The organism is Dyadobacter sp. BHUBP1 (genome assembly GCF_050587785.1).
In the GTDB taxonomy this organism is placed as follows: Bacteria; Bacteroidota; Bacteroidia; order Cytophagales; family Spirosomataceae; genus Dyadobacter.
Genome location: NZ_JBOBIH010000005.1, coordinates 154,631 through 175,249 on the forward strand (window position 1 = coordinate 154,631; position 20,619 = coordinate 175,249).

General features: G+C 49.1%; 21 protein-coding genes. 7 read left to right on the plus strand and 14 right to left on the minus strand.

Features of this window, described 5'->3' with window-relative positions; translation table 11 throughout:
- Nucleotides 1–107: 107 nt before the first annotated feature.
- The 8 genes from ACQ4MZ_RS20620 to ACQ4MZ_RS20655 all read right to left on the minus strand — a co-directional run bounded on the left by ACQ4MZ_RS20620 (nt 108) and on the right by ACQ4MZ_RS20655 (nt 6,519).
- On the minus strand, nt 108–1,034 hold the full coding sequence (locus ACQ4MZ_RS20620) for a bifunctional riboflavin kinase/FAD synthetase (protein ID WP_430848012.1): 927 nt from the start codon (nt 1,032–1,034) through the stop codon (nt 108–110).
- Nucleotides 1,031–1,765: a tRNA pseudouridine(55) synthase TruB gene (truB, locus tag ACQ4MZ_RS20625; RefSeq protein ID WP_430848590.1), complete on the minus strand. Its 735-nt coding sequence runs from the start codon at nt 1,763–1,765 to the stop codon at nt 1,031–1,033. Before truB ends, ACQ4MZ_RS20620 begins: the two co-directional genes overlap by 4 nt.
- A gap of 42 nt (nt 1,766–1,807) precedes the next feature.
- Entirely contained in the window at nt 1,808–2,584 is a 777-nt protein-coding gene (locus tag ACQ4MZ_RS20630; protein ID WP_106598363.1) for an undecaprenyl-diphosphate phosphatase, read from the minus strand.
- The gene (locus tag ACQ4MZ_RS20635) at nt 2,581–2,796 is read right to left on the minus strand and encodes a DUF3098 domain-containing protein (RefSeq protein WP_430848014.1); all 216 of its coding nucleotides are present in this window, start codon (nt 2,794–2,796) and stop codon (nt 2,581–2,583) included. The genes ACQ4MZ_RS20630 and ACQ4MZ_RS20635 overlap by 4 nt, the downstream gene beginning before the upstream one ends.
- Before the next feature lie 76 nt (nt 2,797–2,872).
- Nucleotides 2,873–3,751, minus strand: a complete 879-nt coding sequence (locus tag ACQ4MZ_RS20640; RefSeq protein ID WP_430848016.1) for a cell division protein FtsX — start codon at nt 3,749–3,751, stop codon at nt 2,873–2,875.
- Nucleotides 3,752–3,880: 129 nt separating this feature from the next.
- Nucleotides 3,881–4,474: a bifunctional nuclease family protein gene (locus ACQ4MZ_RS20645; protein WP_106598360.1), complete on the minus strand. Its 594-nt coding sequence runs from the start codon at nt 4,472–4,474 to the stop codon at nt 3,881–3,883.
- Between the two features lie 295 nt (nt 4,475–4,769).
- Nucleotides 4,770–5,744, minus strand: coding sequence for an electron transfer flavoprotein subunit alpha/FixB family protein (locus tag ACQ4MZ_RS20650; protein ID WP_430848019.1), 975 nt, complete (start codon nt 5,742–5,744; stop codon nt 4,770–4,772).
- A gap of 37 nt (nt 5,745–5,781) precedes the next feature.
- A complete protein-coding gene (locus tag ACQ4MZ_RS20655; RefSeq protein WP_430848021.1) occupies nt 5,782–6,519 on the minus strand; it encodes an electron transfer flavoprotein subunit beta/FixA family protein in 738 nt (245 codons plus the stop codon).
- 94 nt (nt 6,520–6,613) lie between these two features.
- On the opposite strand from ACQ4MZ_RS20655, the gene ACQ4MZ_RS20660 reads away from it, so the two are divergent.
- On the plus strand, nt 6,614–6,940 hold the full coding sequence (locus ACQ4MZ_RS20660; protein ID WP_430848023.1) for a tetratricopeptide repeat protein: 327 nt from the start codon (nt 6,614–6,616) through the stop codon (nt 6,938–6,940).
- A gap of 156 nt (nt 6,941–7,096) precedes the next feature.
- Complete coding sequence (locus tag ACQ4MZ_RS20665) at nt 7,097–7,453, plus strand: hypothetical protein (RefSeq protein WP_430848025.1); 357 nt, start codon at nt 7,097–7,099, stop codon at nt 7,451–7,453.
- A gap of 357 nt (nt 7,454–7,810) precedes the next feature.
- Here the strand turns inward: ACQ4MZ_RS20665 and ACQ4MZ_RS20670 are convergent, their stop codons facing one another.
- Complete coding sequence (locus tag ACQ4MZ_RS20670; protein ID WP_430848027.1) at nt 7,811–9,115, minus strand: Gfo/Idh/MocA family protein; 1,305 nt, start codon at nt 9,113–9,115, stop codon at nt 7,811–7,813.
- 26 nt (nt 9,116–9,141) lie between these two features.
- The gene (locus ACQ4MZ_RS20675) at nt 9,142–10,440 is read right to left on the minus strand and encodes an acetylxylan esterase (RefSeq protein ID WP_430848029.1); all 1,299 of its coding nucleotides are present in this window, start codon (nt 10,438–10,440) and stop codon (nt 9,142–9,144) included.
- Nucleotides 10,441–10,602: 162 nt separating this feature from the next.
- Between ACQ4MZ_RS20675 and rluF the strand changes: the two genes are divergently transcribed.
- The 5 genes from rluF to pgi all read left to right on the plus strand — a co-directional run bounded on the left by rluF (nt 10,603) and on the right by pgi (nt 16,586).
- On the plus strand, nt 10,603–11,349 hold the full coding sequence (gene rluF, locus ACQ4MZ_RS20680; RefSeq protein WP_430848031.1) for a 23S rRNA pseudouridine(2604) synthase RluF: 747 nt from the start codon (nt 10,603–10,605) through the stop codon (nt 11,347–11,349).
- Nucleotides 11,350–11,478: 129 nt separating this feature from the next.
- The gene (locus ACQ4MZ_RS20685; RefSeq protein WP_430848033.1) at nt 11,479–12,651 is read left to right on the plus strand and encodes a serine hydrolase; all 1,173 of its coding nucleotides are present in this window, start codon (nt 11,479–11,481) and stop codon (nt 12,649–12,651) included.
- Between the two features lie 98 nt (nt 12,652–12,749).
- Entirely contained in the window at nt 12,750–13,952 is a 1,203-nt protein-coding gene (locus ACQ4MZ_RS20690) for a heparan-alpha-glucosaminide N-acetyltransferase domain-containing protein (RefSeq protein ID WP_430848035.1), read from the plus strand.
- Between the two features lie 69 nt (nt 13,953–14,021).
- Entirely contained in the window at nt 14,022–14,855 is an 834-nt protein-coding gene (locus ACQ4MZ_RS20695; protein ID WP_430848037.1) for a sugar phosphate isomerase/epimerase family protein, read from the plus strand.
- An 81-nt stretch (nt 14,856–14,936) separates the two neighbouring features.
- A complete protein-coding gene (gene pgi, locus ACQ4MZ_RS20700; RefSeq protein WP_430848039.1) occupies nt 14,937–16,586 on the plus strand; it encodes a glucose-6-phosphate isomerase in 1,650 nt (549 codons plus the stop codon).
- Here pgi and ACQ4MZ_RS20705 read toward each other — a convergent pair.
- The 4 genes from ACQ4MZ_RS20705 to dnaK all read right to left on the minus strand — a co-directional run bounded on the left by ACQ4MZ_RS20705 (nt 16,583) and on the right by dnaK (nt 20,480).
- The gene (locus tag ACQ4MZ_RS20705; protein ID WP_430848041.1) at nt 16,583–16,951 is read right to left on the minus strand and encodes a VanZ family protein; all 369 of its coding nucleotides are present in this window, start codon (nt 16,949–16,951) and stop codon (nt 16,583–16,585) included. The genes pgi and ACQ4MZ_RS20705 overlap by 4 nt on opposite strands.
- A gap of 399 nt (nt 16,952–17,350) precedes the next feature.
- Complete coding sequence (locus ACQ4MZ_RS20710; RefSeq protein WP_430848043.1) at nt 17,351–18,169, minus strand: SDR family oxidoreductase; 819 nt, start codon at nt 18,167–18,169, stop codon at nt 17,351–17,353.
- Nucleotides 18,166–18,453, minus strand: a complete 288-nt coding sequence (locus tag ACQ4MZ_RS20715) for a hypothetical protein (protein ID WP_430848045.1) — start codon at nt 18,451–18,453, stop codon at nt 18,166–18,168. Before ACQ4MZ_RS20715 ends, ACQ4MZ_RS20710 begins: the two co-directional genes overlap by 4 nt.
- Before the next feature lie 116 nt (nt 18,454–18,569).
- On the minus strand, nt 18,570–20,480 hold the full coding sequence (dnaK, locus tag ACQ4MZ_RS20720) for a molecular chaperone DnaK (protein WP_430848047.1): 1,911 nt from the start codon (nt 20,478–20,480) through the stop codon (nt 18,570–18,572).
- Nucleotides 20,481–20,619: the final 139 nt, after the last annotated feature.

Here is a 20,619-nt window from a genome sequence, read left to right on the forward strand (position 1 = left end):
AGCAGGTTTGACCCCGGTTTTACGTATAGGCACAATAAAAGCGTGCCGGATAGGGCACGCTTTGCGCAAAAGCAAACTGTATGAGTAGGAAAAAGAGTTCGGATTGTCTAGCCGAAATAGGCGAGGGTGTTCTCCTTGTCTATCCCGATCTGTTTAACGAGCATATCAAGCCCGTTGAATTTCTGTTCCGGACGAAGATAATGAAGCAATTCCAATTTAAGGTCCTCGCCGTAAATTTCTTTGTCAAAGTCGAACAGGTTCGCTTCAATAGTCCGGATTGTGCCGTCCACCGTAGGGCGCACGCCTATATTAAGCATGCCTTTGAATACCTGGCCCTGGTAAATCGCATGGATCACGTACACCCCGTTCATCGGAATCAGTTTATAGGGCTCGTGCACGTAGAGGTTTGCCGTCGGGAAGCCGATCGTGCGGCCGAGCTGTTTCCCTTTTACCACAGTTCCTGAAAGCGAATAGGGGCGCCCAAGTAGTTCGTTTGCTTCGTGTATATGGCCCGTAATCAGCGCTTTGCGAATGCGCGACGAGCTGATGGCCGTGTGTTCGATGTCCTCCCTGGGAATTTCTTCCACTTCGAAACCGTATTCCGAGCAGTTTTTCTGCAGGAATTCGAAGCTACCTTCCCGGTTACGGCCAAAACGGTGGTCGTAGCCGATTACCAGCTTTTTGGTACCGATTTTCTCCACCAGGATCTGTTTGATAAACTCGTCGGAAGTGAGCTCGGAAAAAGAACGAGTGAAAGGTATGATTGCCAGGTGCTGGATGCCCAATTTGGCAAAAAGCTCTATTTTCTCCTCGATCGTGGAGAGCAGTTGTAGGTCCTGGCTATCCTCCGACACTACCGTACGCGGGTGTGGCCAGAATGTGAGCACCACCGATTCTCCGCCTGATTGTTGCGTAATTTCTTTCAGACGGGCCAGTATTTTCTGATGTCCCAGATGCACCCCGTCAAATGTGCCGCTGGTTACGACGCCATATTCCAGTTTTTGAAAGGAATCCAGGCTATGATAAATGTTCATTCGTCAACTTCCAAATTCAACGCTACTCGTTTCTGATGGATAAAAGCCGTCAGCTCCCATGCATCTTTCAGTTCGAACTCCCCGATCCTGGTCCTGCACAGCTTGCTCATGTAAGCGCCGCTGCCCGCCAGCTCGCCGAAATCGCGAACCATACTGCGAATATAAGTACCTTTTGAACAAATGATCCTAAAATCGATGGAAGGAAAGTGGGTAGCGTCAATTTCGAACAGCTTGATCTCCACCGGGCGCTTCTTGATCTCGGCCTCCTCGCCGCGCCGCGCGAGCTTATACGCACGCACCCCGTCGATTTTGATGGCAGAGAACAGCGGGGGAATCTGCTCGATATGACCGGTAAGCTGCCGGCGCGCATTTTCGAGTACTTCCGGGGTAATGTGGTCGGTAGGGTACTCGGCGTCGAAGTCGCTTTCCATATCTATGGACGGCGTCGTTTTGCCCAGCACCAGGGTCCCGGTATACTCTTTTTCCTGCGCCTGAAAATTGTCGATCTGCTTGGTTTTTTTACCGGTACAGAGGATCAGCAGACCGGTAGCAAGCGGGTCAAGAGTGCCGGCATGGCCTATCTTTTTGAATTTGCAAGCCCTTTTGAGCTTGTTGGCCACGTCAAATGAGGTCCACGTCAAGGGCTTGTCGATCAGAATGACCTCGCCTTCGTCGGGTATGTTTTCTTCTTGTTTCAAAACTAAGGAAATTAATGGCGATCGGCCGACCATCATGCATGGCCGGCCGATCACTTATGGTGAAGCCGAAGGCTTTTAAACAACATCCAGCTGGTAACCCGATGCCAGCAAACCGAGCAGGATCAGGCCGAGGATAATGCGGTAATAACCAAAAACTTTAAAACCGTATTTGGTCAGGAAGCTGATGAAGAACTTGATCGCCAACATCGCTACCACGAATGCAACGGCATTGCCGATCAGTAACGTCTGGATATCTTCCTTCTGAATGGTATCGTAAGTTTTCAGCAGCTTGTAACCTCCTGCGGCAGCCATGGTAGGCACGGCCAGGAAGAACGAAAACTCAGCCGCCTGCTTTCTTGACAAGCCATTGAGCATCCCGCCAATGATCGTCGAAGCCGAACGAGAAACGCCCGGGATCATCGCAATACACTGGAAAAACCCGATTTTCAATGCGGTAGGAAAGGTAATCACCTTTTCACGCGTATCATTCGCGATGCGGTCGATGAAAATCAGTACAAAACCTCCGAGGAGCAGCGAGATCGACACTACCCACACGTTTTCGAGCAATGCATCAATGAAATCGTTCAGCAGAAAGCCGATGACAGCTGCCGGCAGAAATGCCACGAAAAGTTTGAAATAGAAATCGGTAGTCTGAAAAAAACGCTTCCAGTAAAGTACGAGTACGGAAAGTATAGCCCCGAATTGAATATTGACCGTGAACATCTTGGTGAATTCCAGATGGCTGATCCCCATGAACGAGGAGGCTATGATCATATGCCCGGTGGAAGAGATGGGCAAGAACTCAGTAATTCCTTCAACAATTGCCAGAATGATCGCCTGCCAGATACTCATGAATTAGCAGGTTTACGGAGGATCGCCCAGAACTCGATGATGAAACCCGCAATGGTAATGATGGGGCCGAGGGTCAGGCCTAAAAAGCCGAAACCAAACTCTTCGCTATCGAAAGTCATAATCAGGAAGCCTGCGAGGATTACCGCAATGCCGACCAGCATCGTCACATAGTTGGATGATGAAAATGGGAGTTCATTTTTTGAAGTACTCATAACGTTTATTTATCGGTTACTGTTCTTGAATGTCTGAATAGAGGAATGGGACCGCCCGCCCGGATACGACGGCCTGTCAATAAAGATCGTCGAGCGCCATGCGCAGATAGCGTGCGAGTGACTGGTAGGTGCTCGCTATACCGATGGCGACGCCGAGGCCAAGCACTGAGGCTATGAGGATTACGATCTTGTCGTATTCCTGTAACAGCGCAAGTCCTTCTACGTTACGGATCGCCAGTTGTTGCAGGCCGATCAGCAGAATGGCAGCGATAACGCCTCCGATCAGCCCCTGAATCGCGCCGCGCATTACGTAAGGCTTCTGAATAAATCCATTGGTAGCACCCACGAGCTGCATGCTGCGGATCAGGAAGCGCTGCGAATAAATGGCCAGTTTGATGGTATTGTTAACCAGCAATACAATAATAACCAGCATGATCAGCGCGAAACTTGCCAATACGATGTAGATTTTCGTCACGTTGCGGTTGATATTGTCGGCCAGATCTTCCTGGTACACCACCTCGTACACGCCTTTCACCTGGTCCAGATCTTTCTTGATCTGTTGCAACTTGGCTTCTTCAAAATAGTCCTCCTGGATTTTCACCCGGTAGCTGTCGCGCAATGGGTTTTCTCCGAGGAAAGTAGCAAAATCTTCCTTGGTACCTTCGATGAATTCTTTGGCGGCTTCTTCTTTTGAAACGAATGTAATGGCCTTTGTTTCAGTGGATTTTAGCACAAAAGGCTTTGCCTGAATAATGTTGAGGATCGAGTCCTGCCCGGCTTTGGAAACTTGCTTATCGATGAATACCCGCACCTCGATGTTCTGGCGGATAATGGAAACCAGCTTTTTGGATTGGATCACCAGGAGTCCGCAAAAACCGATCAGAAACAAGGCAGCCGTAAGGCTCATGACGATCATTGCGTTGGGATAACTCCCGATCTTCTTTTTTTTAGGCATAACAGCGTAGGATTTCGCTCGTCGTTGGTTCTGTTTTCTGGAATACGACCCGGGCAAAAATAAGGATTAAAATTTCAAAACAGCCCTTTTGGGGACAATCCTTAACTATTTTTAACTATAAAGGCGGTTTCAGTTCCGTCTTCCCATTTCGTCGCGGATCTTGGCGGCCTTCTCGTAGTCTTCTTTCGAAAGGGCGTCGTCGAGCATGCGTTGCAGCTCGTCGTAGGTAAGGTCGCGGAGCGAATCCTTTGAGCCCGAAGGGCGGATAGTTTCGCGCACGGCGTCCTCATCCTCGTCTTCCTCCTCGGTCACGGAGCTGGAAACAATGCCTGCCTCGGACAGAATGGTCTCGTAGGTATAAATAGGAATGTCGAAACGAAGGCCGATCGCAATTGCGTCCGACGGGCGGGCGTCGATTTCTACTTCACGAAGGTTATCGGTACAAACGATTTTGGCGTAGAAAATGCCCTCTTTGAGGTCAGAAATGACGATTTCCTTCAATGTATAATTCATGCCGTCGGCGAACGATTTGAAGAGATCGTGCGTCATCGGGCGGTTAGGTACTATGTTTTCAATCTGGACGGCAATGGCCTGTGCTTCGAATACGCCAATGATGATGGGCAGCCTGCGGTTGCCGAGTTCTTCTCCAAGTACCAATGCAAACGAACCGGCTTGGGATTGGCTTGGTGAAAGCCCCAGAATTTCTAACTTAATTTTTTTCACGTTTAAATTAAATGCGCAAATGGTTAACAGTCGTGGTGAATGGTCTTTGGGCTGATTCTTGATTTTCAAGGAATTAACAAGTAAACCCTGCAAAGTGTTCCTGTTTGAAAAGCGCCATTGGCTGGATCAAAGGTGCAAAAATAAATAACCCTTACTGCATAAAAAAATGCTGTAAGGGTTAAGATTCGACGCCTTTTGGCGGGTAAAAAATCAAAACGGCTTAATCGATTGATTTTAAGCCGCTTTTTGGTGCATTGTTATTTCAATGAATTTGAAAAAAAGAGCCTTGGAGCCACTATTTGAGGCTTTTTGCCGCTTCCGTCAGCTTAGGCAGTACTTCAAAAACATCTCCGACGATGCCGTAGTCGGCCGCTTTGAAGAATGGTGCTTCCGGATCCTTGTTGATCACCACAATGCATTTCGAGCCGTTCACACCTGCCAGGTGCTGGATCGCGCCGGATATGCCGCAGGCGATGTAGAGGTTCGGAGCCACTTTAATGCCGGTCTGCCCGATGTGCTCATGATGTGGGCGCCAGTCGAGGTCGGAAACGGGCTTGGAACAGCCGGTTGCCGCACCCAATGCCTTGGCCAGGTCGATCAACGGCTGCCAGTGTTCGGGCCCTTTCATGCCGCGCCCGCCGGAGACGATAATTTCCGCCTCGGTCAGAGACAGTTCCGAGTCCGCCTTTTCGACGCTCACGACGCTGGCCGTGAAATCGCTGTCCCGCAATGCGGGCTGGAATGCTTCCACAGTCGCGTTACCGCCGGTCAAATCAGTCTCGTTGATTTCGACCGCATTCTTGCGAACGACCAAAATCTTGATATCTGACTTGATTTCCGTCGTGGCGAATGCTTTACCGGTGAAAATACTCCGCGTCACTTTGAAGCCACCATTGGTTTCAGGCAATGCGGTCACGCCGGACACGATGCCCGCTTTCAACTTCGCGGCGGCACGGGCCGCCACGGCATCGCCGAGGCCGGATTTAGAAAGGATAATAATTTTACTGCCTTCCTGCGCAGCTGCCTGTACGAGTGCGTCCGCGTAGGCGAGACTGTTTTCGTGTTCTAGTTTCGTATCGGCGGCATGAAGCACTTTGGCGGCTCCATATTGCCCGGCTTTTTCAAGTTCTGCGTTATCGGCTTTGCCCAATGCAAGTACCACGGCCTGGCCGCCGGTTTGGGAAGCCACTTTCGCGCCATAAGCCACGGCTTCCAGGGAGGTTTTCTTGATGGAACCGTTATCGAGTTCTACATATATAAGGACTGACATGATCGTTTTCGTTTCAATGTGAAAAATAAGCCGCGCGTTACAGCACTTTTGCCTCGGTTTGCAACAGTTTGATGAGCGTTTCTGCTTCGCTGGCAGGTATCATTTTGCAGGCACCTTTCGGAGCGGGCAGCTGATAAGTTTGCGGTACCGTCATATCGTCGACGGAAACGGGTTCCACCACATTCAATGGTTTGGTACGGGCCGTCATAATGCCCCGCATATTCGGGATTTTCCACTCGGCAATCGGTTCCTGGCAGCCCAAAACCAGCGGAAGCGGCGCTTTAAGTACTTCCTTGCCCCCGTCAATCTCGCGGGTAATGGTGGCATTGTTGCCTTCCAGGTCGAGTTTCATGACCGGCGAATAGGAGGGGATGCCCAGCATTTCACCCACCAGCCCGTGCACTACACCGCTGTTGTAGTCGATCGACTCGCGGCCCATCAGAATAAGGTCGTAGCTGTTTTGACTGGCAATGTGCGCGATTTGCGCTGCTACGAAATAGGAATCCTGCGGATCGGCATTCACGCGGATAGCATCGTCGGCGCCGATGGCGAGCGCCTTGCGGATCTGCGGTTCCGCGTCGGCTTCACCCACGTGCAGGACGGTAAGGTTGCCGCCGGATTGCTCTTTCAGCTCCACGCCGCGTGCGAGCGCGTAGTCGTCGTAAGGACCGATGATGAACTGTACACCGTTCTTGTTCAGTTTGGTACCGTTGTCGGTGAAGCTTATCTTGGCTGTTGTATCGGGGACATTAGTTATACAAACGAGTATTTTCATGATGGTATGGTTACTTATCTTTACGTTTGATGAGAATAACTTTGTCCGGGCAAATTAAAGGAAAAGTAAATAGTATGCAAGCATAATAATATCGATGAATAACTCCCTACTCGCCAACTTACTCGCTTTTTACGAAGAAGACCCCACTGATCCGTTCAACGCCTACGCGCTCGCGATCGAGTATTCCAAGTCTGATCCGACGGAAGCGGAACGGTTTTTTGACCTCCTTCTCGAAAAACATCCTGATTACCTGCCTACCTATTACCATGCTGGCGCATTTTTTGCTGCATTGGGAAAAGTGGAAAAAGCCGAGGGGATTTATCAAAAGGGGGTAGAATTGGCGCTGGTTCAGAAGAATGCCAAAACGCACCGCGAATTGCTCTCGGCCTACAATAATTTCAGGGATGAACTGGATGACTGATCCTGCGTGAAGCTTGCGGTTTTACGGAAAATTGGCTATCTTTCTTCAAGATCCTGCTCCACCGGGAATATCGCTCCTGTCATATCCCCCTGCTCAGTCAAGATTTTGTATTGTTGAAACTGCTGGTATTAGAGCAGAAAATTATTCATGTTCATTATGGAAAAAGAAGCATTCATCCCACTTGTAGTAAAGTGGGCAAAATCGCACGGGTTCAAGGAAATCCAGGCTAATATGGAAGGGTATGAAACGCCCAAATCTTATGAAAGGGCGGCGGATAACATCCGCTTTACGCCCGATGTAACAGGCGTGAACATGTTCAACAGGCATTACCTGGAAGTCTGCATTAAAACCGACCAGATGCGTGGTCATATCTCCAAATGGAAGCTGCTTAGCGAATTGGCGGGTATGAAAGGTGCGAAATTGTACCTGATGGCCCCACGCGGGCACGTCCGCTTCGCGCGTGAGGCGGTCGATCAGTACAATATCCCCGCGGAAGTCGTCAAAATTGATTGATGATTGTTTGGGGAGCGATTTGGTTAAGCGTAGTCATTTGTGGTCAGGTGTGGTCAAGGTTAGTCAGGTGTAGTCAAGGTTAGTCAGGTGTAGTCAAGAATGGTCAGGTGTAGTCAAGATGGTCAGGTGTAGTCAAGAATGGTCAGGTGTAGTCAAGAATGGTCGGAGATTTATTCGAATGACATCACCCGACATTCCTGACAATAAGTAACAATTCCTGACAATAAATGACCAAACCTCACTACACTTGACAATCCCTGACAATAAATGACCACACCTGACTACACTTGACAATCCCTGACTATAAATGACCACACTTGACAACACCTGACCATAAATGACCACACCTGACAACGTTTACGCTTGCGGATATTTCCACTCGCCACGGTAATTCCGGCTCAGCAACTTGTTCGCCTCATCGTCTCCGGGAATGATTTCTTTTTCACCATCCCACACAATGCTCCTTCCCAGTTTGTAGGAAAGCATCCCCAATAATGCCACATTCGTAGAGCGTTGTCCCACCTCGATTTCGCAAACAGGCGGTTTGTTGCTTTTAATGGATTCCAGGAAATTGGCCCAAAGCTGCTGAATATTCTGGTCATCGGGCTTGTTGAGTTGGGCATCCTGGTGGATCACCGGTTTGTTCGGATTGGTAGGGTAGAACGTCCAGCCATCGAGCCAGCCCATGTGGAATGTGCCCTCGGTTCCATAGAAATACACGCCTACGGCTTGGTTTGGATGTGTTTTTTCGGCGTTGTTGGCTGCGAAGTTGCGGTGTTCCCATTCCAAAGTGAAACCGTCGAAATCGTAAACGGCCACTTGGTGATCCGGTGCGTCGGTATTGTCCTGGCGGATTGCACGGCCTCCGGTAGAGTAAACTTTCTTCGGATATTTTTGTTCCGACCACCATAGTACCTGATCCAACCAGTGAATACCCCAGTCGCCGAGCGTACCGTTGGCGAAATTGAGGTAATTCCGGAAGCCTTTCGGGTGGATAGTCTTATTATAAGGTATCAATGGCGCGGGACCGCAATAGAAATCCCAGTCGAGACCTTGCGGCGGTTCCGTGTCGGGCGTCTTTTGGCCCGGGCCGCCGCCATAATGCACAAACGCCCGCGCCATCCCGATCTTGCCGGCCTTCCCCGATTTCAGGAATTCCATACCGGATACGTTATGTGGGGACACGCGCCTGTGTGTGCCTACCTGTACGATGCGCCCGTGCTTGCGTGTGGCATTCACCATCGCGCGACCTTCCTTAATGGTATGTGAAATCGGTTTTTCTACATAAACATGCGCACCGGACTCGATCGCCGCAATGCAACACAATGCATGCCAGTGATCGGGCGTAGCCACGATCACAATCTCAGGCTTTTCCTTCGCCAGCATTTCACGGAAATCTTTGTAGAGTTTCGGCTTATCCGGGGTAAGTTTGGAAAAAACTTCGGAGCAGATTTTCAGCTGGTTCTGATCTACGTCGCACAATGCCACCAGTTTCGATTCGCCTGCCTGGATGGCGCAGCGGAGGATGTTTGTGCCCCACCAGCCCGCACCGATGAGCGCTGTCCGGTACGGCGAGGCCCGTTTCAATGCCGTCAGCAGCGGGAGGGAGGAGAATGCTGCGCCGGCCAGCGCCGACTTTTCAATAAATGTTCTGCGATCCATAAAGGTATGTTCCGGTTTTGTTGTAATTACTTGCCTTTGAGTTTGTCGACCAGCCAGTTGTTCATCGCGTCGCGCTCATCGGAGTAGGTCCAGTGGCCGGTGTCAAGGTACAATTTCAATTCTTTTGGAGCGGTAGTTACATTATATGCTGCGTACATGGAAGTCGGCGGGCAGGTTTCGTCATTGAAGCCCCACATATAAAGTCCCGGTGCTTTCACGCGTCGCGCGAAATTGACCACATCGTAATAGGAAACGGTGTTCAGTTTTTCCTTCGTGTTATTGGTTTTGGCCCCGTTTTTATCAAAATAATGCGGCCATCCGCCTGCGCGGCCATGCAGGTAGCCTGTCACGTCGCTCAACGCAGGGTAGAATGCGCCGAGCCATTTTACACGCGGGTCGAGGCCTGCGGTGACGATCGACAATGCGCCACCCTGACTCCCGCCGGTTACCGCCAGGTTCTTGCCGTCATATTGCGGCAGGCTGGTCAGGAAATCGTTCGCGCGCACGCAGCCGAGGTATACGCGTTTGTAGTAAAATTTATCCTTATCATCCAGGTTATAAGCAGGGTAGCCATTCAGTACGCCCTGGCTCATATCCAGGTAAACGGATGGGTCCATTGTCACGGGGATGCCGTGAATACCGATTTCAAGTGTAATGATGTCTTTATCCGCAGTAACCACATCACCATAATACGCACGTACACCGGCACCGGGCACGCGCAGGAGCGCAGGGTATTTTCCTTCTTTTTTGGGGATACTCAAAATCCCGTACACTCGTACGCCCGGACGGTTATTTTGCAAACTCAGGTGATAAACATTCGTTTTTTCGGTGCAGCGGTCTGGGAGTAAAGTCATTTTCGCATCCATCGGTACAGCCGCCAGTTCTTTCTTTGCATTATCCCAGTATGTATCGAAATCTTCAGGGTTCGCTACGGTAGGCTGTATTTTCGATGGGTCAAAGCCGGCAGTTGCCAGGCCGCGGAACTCCACGCCATCTACGGTTGCCCATGCGATGCAGCGTAGGAAGCCGGGGGTTTTGAGTGTGCCGCCGTCGATTTTTAATGTCCCGTCGGCAGCAGTTTTGGTTTCTTTAATGGTCGGGTCGAGTTTTTCTAAACCGATCTCATAACGCACTTGCGCATTTTTCACCGGGTTGCCGTTGCGCAGTACGCTGATCATAAATTGTACTTTATCCCCGGGCTTGTAGGTCCAGTCATCACGGTCGGCGGTGACGATCACTTCCACGGGCCTCCGCGCGGGTTGCGCGTAAAGGGCAAGAATGGTTATCCAAAAGAAGAGTTGTGTTAATAAAAGGCGATTTTTCATAGACCGGCAATTTGTTCTATTTTGTGATCTGATATAATAAGTATTGAAGAGGTAAAGGGCAAGAACGCCCGAATCTTTATATGTAACCGCATTTTTTTTGCGATTTGAATTAATTTGCCACTTGATACGCCGGTTACGGCTTGGGAAAAAGCATAGAAAGCATTGGAGTCAGTCAGGATCAACAAGTTTATCAGTGAAACCGGGTTTTGTTCGCGGCGAGAGGCCGACAAACTCGTGGAACAAGGCCGCGTGACGCTCAATGGCCGGACGGCTGTATTGGGCGACAAAGCAACCGAGGGAGATGACGTACGCGTCGACGGCAAGCCCCTCAAAGCGAAAAAAGCAGGCGTTTACATCGCATTTAACAAGCCGGTAGGTATCACCTGCACCACCGAGCGGCACATTAAGGGCAATATTATCGATTACATCCGCCATAAGGAGCGCATTTTCCCCATCGGCCGGCTCGATAAGCCTTCGGAAGGGCTGATATTCCTGACCAGCGACGGTGATATCGTGAACAAAATCCTCCGCGCGGGGAATAACCACGAAAAAGAGTATGTCGTAACAGTGAACAAACCCATTACCACCGATTTTATCCAAAAAATGTCGTCGGGCGTGCCTATTCTGGGGGTTGTGACCAAAAAGTGCTTCGTGCGGAAAGAGAGCAGTTTTGTATTTACTATTATTTTAACACAAGGGCTCAACCGTCAGATCCGCCGGATGTGCGAGTATCTGGGTTATAATGTGACAAAGCTCAAACGCGTGCGGATCATGAACGTGGCTTTGAATGACTTACCGGTGGGTAAATGGCGAAATCTCACTGCCGCGGAAATGAAGGAAATTAATGAGGCGGTGGAGCATTCGACCAAGACGGAAGAAGGTTCTTATGTGGATGATTGGGATGAATGAAGAATGGAGAAAGGGGCGGATGGAGGAACGAAAGGATGTGATTTTTAGATAGTTATGTGGATGGTTAGGCTATTGCTCTTGATGCTTTTGGTGAGTCACGCTGTTTTGGGTCAGAAACCGGATACGGTTTTGCTTGAAAAACTGATGCGGAGCCGGCCGGAGCTGTTTGGCAAAATCCTGAATCACCCACAAAAGAACCAGGTTCAGATACTTTATACGCAGATTGATCGGGATGCGAACAATGTTCCGCATTTCAAAAGTTACAGCTACAACCTCGACGACCTGCATTACTTTTTCCCCGCAAGCACGGTGAAGCTGCCGACGGTCATTTTCGCGCTGGAAAAACTCAACGAGCTGAAAATTAAGGGACTGAGTCGTGCTAGCACCATGATTACCGGAGCCGATTTTACAAAGCAAACGCACGTCGACAAAGACAGCAGTGCCGCCAACGGGATGCCTTCCCTGGAACATTATATCAAGAAAATATTGCTCGTAAGCGACAACGATGCCTATAATCGGCTCTATGAATGGATCGGGCGGGCGGAAATTAATGAGAGGCTGCGCAGGCATGGCCTAAGTACGAGCCGCATTCTCAACCGGTATGCAGTAAAGGATACCGAGGAGACTTCCAGGCACACTAATCCGGTTAGTTTTTATGAGGGTAATAAACTGATTTACAGCCAGCCGGGGCAATTTGATCCCCAAAACTACCCTTTGAACCTCACCAACACTTCTATGGGCCGCGCTTACATGGATAGCTCCGACCGGCTGGTAGAAAAGCCGTTCAATATGGCGAATAAGAATGCATTCAGCCTCACCGACCAGCAGGTGGTGATGAAGAAGTTGCTTTTTCCGGAGGTTTTTCCTGAAAGCGAGCGCTTTCATCTCACTAAGGACGATTATAGACTGATTTACACCTATATGAGTAAATTGCCCAACGAGAGCGATTTCCCGCGTTATAATCCCTCGGATTACTGGCCGCTTTACGCTAAGTTCCTTTTTTACGGGGCCAATAAGGAAGCCGTCCCGCAAAAGGGAATGAGGATTTTCAACAAGTATGGCGATTCGTACGGCTTTATTATTGATAATGCCTATATCGTTGATTTTGAGAATAATGTAGAGTTTATGCTGAGTGCCGTAGTGCAATCTAACGAGGATGGTGTTTACAATGACGACCGTTACGAATACAAGGAAGTTTGCTATCCGTTTATGAAAAACCTGGGCCGGTTGATTTATGAATACGAGTTGAAAAGAAAGAAACAGCACAAGCCTGATCTTTCTAAATTTCGTATGAATTATTAATGCATCGTGGCATTTTGTGCGACGCAAAATGAAGAATTATGCCGTCAGAAGGCGAAAAGCGGTTATATTAGGTTTTCCTAAATCCAAACCTTCTGATCATGCCCCCTTCTTTCCCCTCGTTCCGCCTGGATTCGATTGACGTATTCAGGGCGGTTACCATGTTTTTGATGATTTTTGTGAATGATCTCTGGTCGCTGGAAGATATTCCCGACTGGCTGAGACACAGCAAAGCGGCCGAGGATGCCATGGGCCTTTCAGATGTGGTGTTTCCGGGATTCTTGTTCATTGTCGGGCTTTCGATTCCCTTCGCCATTGCCAATCGCAAGAAAAAAGGCGACTCTGATGCGTTGATTATCAGGCATATTGCCGAGCGTACATTTGCGCTGTTGCTCATGGGGATATTTATCGTAAACTACGAGAATATCGCTGGCGAGGCCATGGTTATCAGCAAACACGTCTGGGAAATCGGGATGGTGATTGCCTTTTTCCTGATCTGGAATGTGTATCCTTCGAACCCCGGAAAGAAGGGATTTTATACTGCATTGAAAGTGGCCGGTTACCTGTTGCTTGCCGGGCTCGCATTGATTTACAAAGGCGGTGACCCTGCCAACCCGTCGTGGATGGAGACGCATTGGTATGGTATCCTGGGCCTCATTGGCTGGTCATACCTGCTGGGCGCGCTCGCGTACCTCCCCTCGCGCGACCGTCTCACATGGGCGGTAGGTGGATGGTTGTTTTTCGTTCTGTTCAATCTGGCCGACTTTGCCGGGGTGCTCGATTTGCTTAACCCGGTCAAAGAATATGTCTGGATCGTCGGCAGCGGTTCGATGCCTGCTTTTGTAATGGGAGGTGTAGTGGCTTCGGTGATTTACCGGAACCGTATCAGCCGGAATTCGGCCGGGACTACTTATCTGATCATTTTGGTCGTGCTGGGACTCATCGCATTAGCCTACGGTTTTGGTACGCGACCTTTTTGGGGTATTTCAAAAATCAGGGCTACACCAGCATGGGTAGGCATTTGCTCGGGGATCAGCTTTTTGGCCTTCGCATTCTTGTTTTGGCTGGTTGATTTGAAAAATATCAAAAACTGGGCGAATATTATCCGGCCTGCCGGAACCGCTACATTAACCTGCTATCTTATTCCATATATATGGTATGCCGTCATTACGCTGGCAGGAATCAGCCTGCCGATGTACCTGCGCACGGGGATGATCGGGCTTGTCAAGTCTGCCTGCTTTTCATTACTGGTCATTCTGCTTACCGGAGCGATCAACAAGGTTGGTATAAAACTTAAGATTTGAGCCGATAGGTGGTAAATCCGCGACTCTTCGTCTTTTACGTATACAGTAATTAATTTTAATTTAAATAGAATGAATTCGAGAAGAACATTTGTCAAGAAAGGCATCGCCGGACTGATGGCCGGCAGTATCGCTTCGCTTCCGGAGAAAAGCAATGCGGCTCCGGCTAAAAAAGAGGATACTTTCAAGTTGGGTATTGCCGGTTACAGTTTCGTGCATTTCAAACTCGACGAGGCGCTGGAAATGATGAAGAAGACAGATGTTCACTATTTGTGTATCAAGGATTTTCATTTGCCTTACAACAGCACCGCCGAGCAGATTACCGCATTTCACCAGAAGCTGAAAGACGCCGGTGTCACCGGTTATGCGGTAGGCCCGATTTACACCAAAACCCACCAGGACATTGATAATGCATTCGATTATGCGAAAAGAGTAGGCGTGGATATGATCGTCGGTATTCCCAACCATGAGGACCTGAAATATGTAGAGCAAAAAGTGAAGGAAACCAATATTCGTTACGCCATCCACAACCATGGTCCGGAAGATAAATTGTATCCTAACGCGACCTCGGTATACAATTATGTGAAGGATCTCGATCCTCGCGTGGGGCTTTGTTTTGATATGGGCCATAACCGCCGGGATAACCAGGATTCGGTGGCCGACCTGGGTAAGTACAGCAAGCGCATTTTCGACATTCACCTCAAAAATGTGACGGAAGCGACGAAGGATGGTAAAACCTGTGAACTGGGAAGAGGAATTATTGATATTCCCGCATTTGTGAAAATGCTGCGCAAAGTGAAATACACCGGCTCGTGCAGCCTTGAATATGAGAAAGATATGAAAGAGCCGCTGGCCGGGATCGCCGAGTCGGTGGGGTATTTCAGGGGAGTTTGCCAGGCGAGTTAATGAGGAAAAAGCGCATTAAGTGCCGTAAAACCCTATTTTTGCATGACCAAGGTTTGATTTTTTACCATAACGCCAAAACTAATGCTATCAAACGTCCCCTTTGATCAGTTGGCGGCTTATAAAAAGCTGAAAACGCATCACAAAACCATTTCGCAAAAGCATTTAAAAACACTTTTCGAGGAAGACACCGACCGCCATAAGAAGTTCTCCATCCGTTTCGGGGACATATTGCTGGATTATTCCAAAAACCGCATTACCTCGCGTACACGCTCATACCTGGTTCAATTGGCAGAAGAAGCTGGTTTGGCTGAGGCGATCGAGGCAATGTTCACAGGCGCCAAAATCAATGTGACGGAAGGACGTGCCGTTTTGCACACTGCATTACGCAACCGCTCCAATGAGCCCGTGCTTGTGGATGGCAAGGACGTAATGCCGGACGTCAACGAGGTGCTTGCGAAAATGAAGGATTTTTCGACACGGGTTCGTTCGGGAGCGTGGAAGGGTTATACCGGAAAAGAGATCACAGACATCGTGAATATTGGTATCGGCGGTAGCGACCTGGGCCCGGTAATGGTGACCGAAGCGCTGAAAGCTTATGCGAAAAACGGGCTGAATGTGCATTTCGTGTCCAACGTGGATGGCACGCACATTGCTGAAACCGTAAAGTCACTGAATCCGGAGACGACCTTGTTTATGATCGCGTCCAAAACTTTTACCACACAGGAAACGATGGCGAATGCACACAGCGCGCGCAGCTGGTTCCTGGAAAAGGCTTCGGATGAAGAGCACGTGAAAAAGCATTTCGTTGCGATTTCAACCAACCGCTCGGAAGTAGAGAAATTTGGTATCGATCCGGAAAACATGTTCGGATTCTGGGATTGGGTAGGAGGCCGCTACTCGTTGTGGTCGGCTATCGGTTTGTCGATTGCTTGTTACGTGGGCTTCCAGAATTTCGAGCAGCTGCTCGCGGGTGCTCACGAGATGGACAAGCATTTCCGTACGACTAAGCTGGAACGTAATATCCCGGTGATCCTCGCATTGATCGGCATCTGGTACAATGATTTCTTCGATGCGCAAACACAGGCGATCCTTCCATACGATCAGTACATGCACCGTTTCGCCGCCTACTTCCAGCAGGGAGATATGGAAAGTAACGGCAAGAGCACCGGTCGCGATGGCAAGCCGGTTGGGTACCAGACTGGTCCGGTAATCTGGGGCGAGCCAGGCACCAATGGTCAGCATGCATTTTACCAGCTGATCCACCAGGGTACTAAGCTGATCCCTTGCGACTTTATCGCGCCGGCCATTAGCCACAACCCGCTTGGTGAGCACCACAAAATGTTGCTGTCCAACTTCTTCGCGCAAACCGAAGCATTAATGAATGGCAAGACCGACGAGGAAGTGCGCGCAGAACTGAGAGCTGCCGGAAAGAGTGACGCGGAGATCGAGCAGATCGCGCCGTTCAAAGTTTTCTCGGGTAACCGCCCGACCAACTCGATTCTCGTGAAAAAGATCACCCCGAAAGTATTGGGAAGTCTGATCGCCATGTACGAGCACAAGATTTTCGTGCAAGGTATCATCTGGAATATTTACAGCTTCGACCAATGGGGCGTTGAGCTGGGCAAACAATTGGCCAACAAGATTTACCCCGAGTTACAAAATGACTGGCCGGTTACGAACCACGATAGTTCGACAAACGGTTTGATCAATCAGTACAAACGCTGGCGCTAGTTTTTCAGCACCAGTTTTGTGAAAAGATAACCGATTAACACACCAGCAGCGTCTGCCACGGCGTCCCACCAGTCAAAAGTGCGGTCGAATGGCAGAAGCTGCTGGTAAAATTCCAGTCCCAACCCATAAGCCATTCCCAATCCCACAACCAGGCGGCTTTTTTCAGGGTAAATAATCAGCGCGAGAATCGCCCATACAGTAAAGAGGCCCGAGTGGACAATTTTATCGAAACCTACGGTCGGTGCTGCGGGCAAATCCTTGCCCGGCCAAGTGCACGCAACCAAGATTAGAAAGCTCCAAAACCAGATAATCCATTGACGTTGAGCTATAAATTGAATGGCCGATTGTGAAAATTTTGAGATCATAAATATAAAATTGTACGTCGAAAGTTACGTTTCATTTTTTGAATTTTGTTAATATAACGACCAAAAGAGGGTTATTTGAGCCAATTTTGACTGTGTTATTGCAGCGAATACCAAGTTTGGTCAGGTGATTGTCAAGTGTGGTAATGTGTGGTCAACCGTAGTCTCGTGTAGTTACGTGCAGTCAGGTATGGCCAGGTATAGTCAGCAACAGTCGAGTCTTGGAAATCATTATTGGTGATCCACGGCTGCTCGCAAAAAACGTCAGGCATAAACGGCCTGACGTTTTTTTATTCATTTAATGACAAGATTTGCTACACTTGATAACTCCTGACAATATCCGACTACACTTGACAACATGTGACTAGGCTTGACAACTCCTGACTACACTTGACAAGGCCATTAGCCATTGTCGGCAAACTCGGGGTACAGTGTCATCCCTCCATCAATATACAACGTTTCGCCATTCACATAATCCGAATCATCCGATGCGAGCCAGGCAACTGCTTTGGCCACATCCTGTGCGGTACCGATTCTTTTGTAAGGAATCAGTTGAAGCAGGCTTTGGTATTTATCGGGATCCGACCAGACCTCTTTGTTGATAGGCGTTTTGATTGCGCCAGGGCTTACCGAGTTCACGCGTATCTTGTATGGCGCAAGCTCCTGCGATATCGATTTCATGAACATCATCACGCCGCCCTTTGAAGCAGCGTAGTTGACATGTCCTGCCCAGGGGATCACGTCATGCACGGAGCTCATCAATACGATTTTTCCGATCGCGAGTTCACTATGGCTTGGTTCTGTAACTGCCTGTTGCTGAGCGATAAATTGCTTAGCGGCTTCGCGACAGGTAAGGAACTGGCCCGTCAGATTGACGTCAATTACCTTTTGCCACTGTTCCAAAGTCATTTCCAGGAATGGCGCATCTTTTTGCAAACCTGCGTTGCTGACGAGCACATCGACGCGGCCAAACTGGTTAACGGTTTCTGCAAACAGGGCTTTCACTTCATCCTCCTTACTCACATCGGCCTTTACCAGAATTGCACTTCCTCCATTGGCCTGGATTTCGTCGACTACTTCTTGGCCAGCGGCTGCATTAGAACTGTAATTCACAACCACATGAGCGCCGTTGTTCCCGAAGTGTAATGCACAAGCCTTCCCGATCCCGGAACTGGACCCCGTGACGATGACGACCTGACCTTTGAATTTCAGTTCGATCATATCATTTCTTTTTCGACGGCTTTTAATTTTTTCCAAACGCGGCGGTTCACATTTTTAACCGCCCAGTTTTTCGCAATCAGAATTGCTTTTGAAACAGCCTCGCGTGGGGAGATGTTGGTAGATCGTAATAGTTCCTGGGCGACGGCCACCGCTTTTTCGCGGGTAGTGGGAGAAAGGTACATCAATTCTGGTAATGCGATTCTTGCGTCCATAGGAGTCTGAATTTTTTTAGTGGTTTGATTAGATTGATGAAGTTTATATTTGATAGAAAAAATCAGTGCCACTGGCTTGGAGCTGGTTTTCTATTATTTATATACGCTTTGTTACCCCAAAATGTAACACTGCGTGTAAAAAAAATCCCCATCTGTTTGACGGACGGGGATTTTTTCTAATCTTATTCTTATTTCACTTCTTCGAAGTTCACGTCCGTCACGTCGTCTGTTGCACCATTGTTACCTGCGCCCGCACCAGGGTTTCCGGTAGGGCCGCCTGCTCCCGGTTGACCTTCACCGCCTTGTGCATACATTTCCTGAGCGGAAGCCTGCCATGCAGCATTCAGTTTTTCAGATGCAGCGTCGATAGCTGCAAGGTCCTGAGACTGGTGGGCGGTTTTCAATTCTGCCAGCGCAGCTTCAATGCTCGACTTATTGCTATCGGAAAGTTTGTCGCCATACTCTTTCAACTGTTTCTCAGTTGAGAAGATCAGGCTGTCAGCTCCATTGATTTTTTCAATTTTCTCGCGTTCCGCCTTGTCAGCAGCTTCGTTCGCCTTCGCTTCTTCACGCATTCTGTTGATTTCCGCGTCGGTCAAACCGCTGGAAGCTTCGATACGGATTTTTTGTTCTTTGCCGGTACCTTTATCTTTTGCGGAAACGTGCAGGATACCGTTCGCATCCACGTCGAAAGTTACTTCGATCTGAGGTACACCGCGCTGTGCTGGTGGGATGTCAGACAAGTGGAAACGGCCGAGTGTACGGTTGTTCGCAGCTTGCGGACGTTCGCCTTGCAGTACGTGGATTTCCACAGATGGCTGATTATCAGCGGCAGTCGAGAATGTTTCAGTTTTCTTCGAAGGAATAGTCGTGTTCGCTTCGATCAGCTTGGTGAACACGCCACCCAATGTTTCGATACCGAGTGACAAAGGAATAACGTCCAAAAGCAATACGTCTTTCACTTCACCCGTCAGTACACCACCCTGGATTGCAGCACCAACGGCCACAGCTTCGTCAGGGTTAACGTTTTTCGAAGGTTTTTTACCAAAGAATTTCTCTACTTCTTCTTGTACGCGAGGGATACGTGTCGAACCACCTACGAGGATTACTTCGTCGATGTCGCTGTTTGAATACCCTGCGTTTTTCATCGCTCTTTTGCAAGGTTCCATCATGCGTTGGAACAGAGAATCAGCGAGTTGTTCGAATTTCGAACGGGTCAAAGTGCGAACCAGGTGCTTTGGAATACCGTCAACCGGGAAGATATATGGCAGGTTGATTTCGGTCTGAGCTGAGCTCGACAATTCAACTTTTGCTTTTTCAGCAGCCTCTTTCAAACGCTGCAAAGCCATTGGATCTTTGCGGAGGTCAACGTTCTCGTCCTTTTGGAATTCGTCGGCCAACCAGTTGATGATCACCTGGTCGAAGTCGTCACCACCCAGGTGAGTATCACCGTCGGTAGATTTTACTTCGAACACACCGTCGCCCAATTCAAGGATGGATACGTCGAAAGTACCACCACCCAAGTCGAACACGGCAATTTTCATATCCTTATGCTGTTTATCAAGGCCATAAGCCAGGGCAGCAGCAGTAGGTTCGTTAATAATACGTTTAACATCCAGGCCGGCGATCTGACCAGCTTCTTTGGTAGCCTGGCGTTCTGCATCGTTAAAGTACGCAGGAACCGTGATCACCGCTTCGGTAACTTCCTGCCCCAGATAGTCTTCCGCAGTTTGTCTCATTTTTTGAAGAATGAATGCAGAAACTTCCTGTGGTGTATACAGGCGGTCGCCGATAGGAATGCGTGGCGTATTGTTAGGGCCTTTTTCTACGCTGTACGCAACGGTTTTCATTTCGCCGGTTGTGTCATCGTATTTTTTACCCATGAATCTCTTGATGGAGCTAATAGTATGCTTGGGATTGGTAATCGCCTGACGTTTGGCCGGTGCTCCGATTTTGCGTTCACCATTATCCATGAAAGCAACTACGGAAGGGGTAGTGCGGGCACCTTCGCTGTTGGCTATTACAACCGGCTCGTTACCCTCCATGACAGCCACGCAGGAGTTCGTTGTTCCTAAGTCTATGCCAATAATTTTTCCCATTGTTCTATTTTATAAGTTAAGTATGATTTGATTCTGGACTTCAGACCTGCCGGGAGCGCTCGGGCGCCATTCAGCCGGTCACTGGGAGTTTTATTAAAAACCCCGTACCAGCAACTGTCCTATAAAACGGAAATGACAA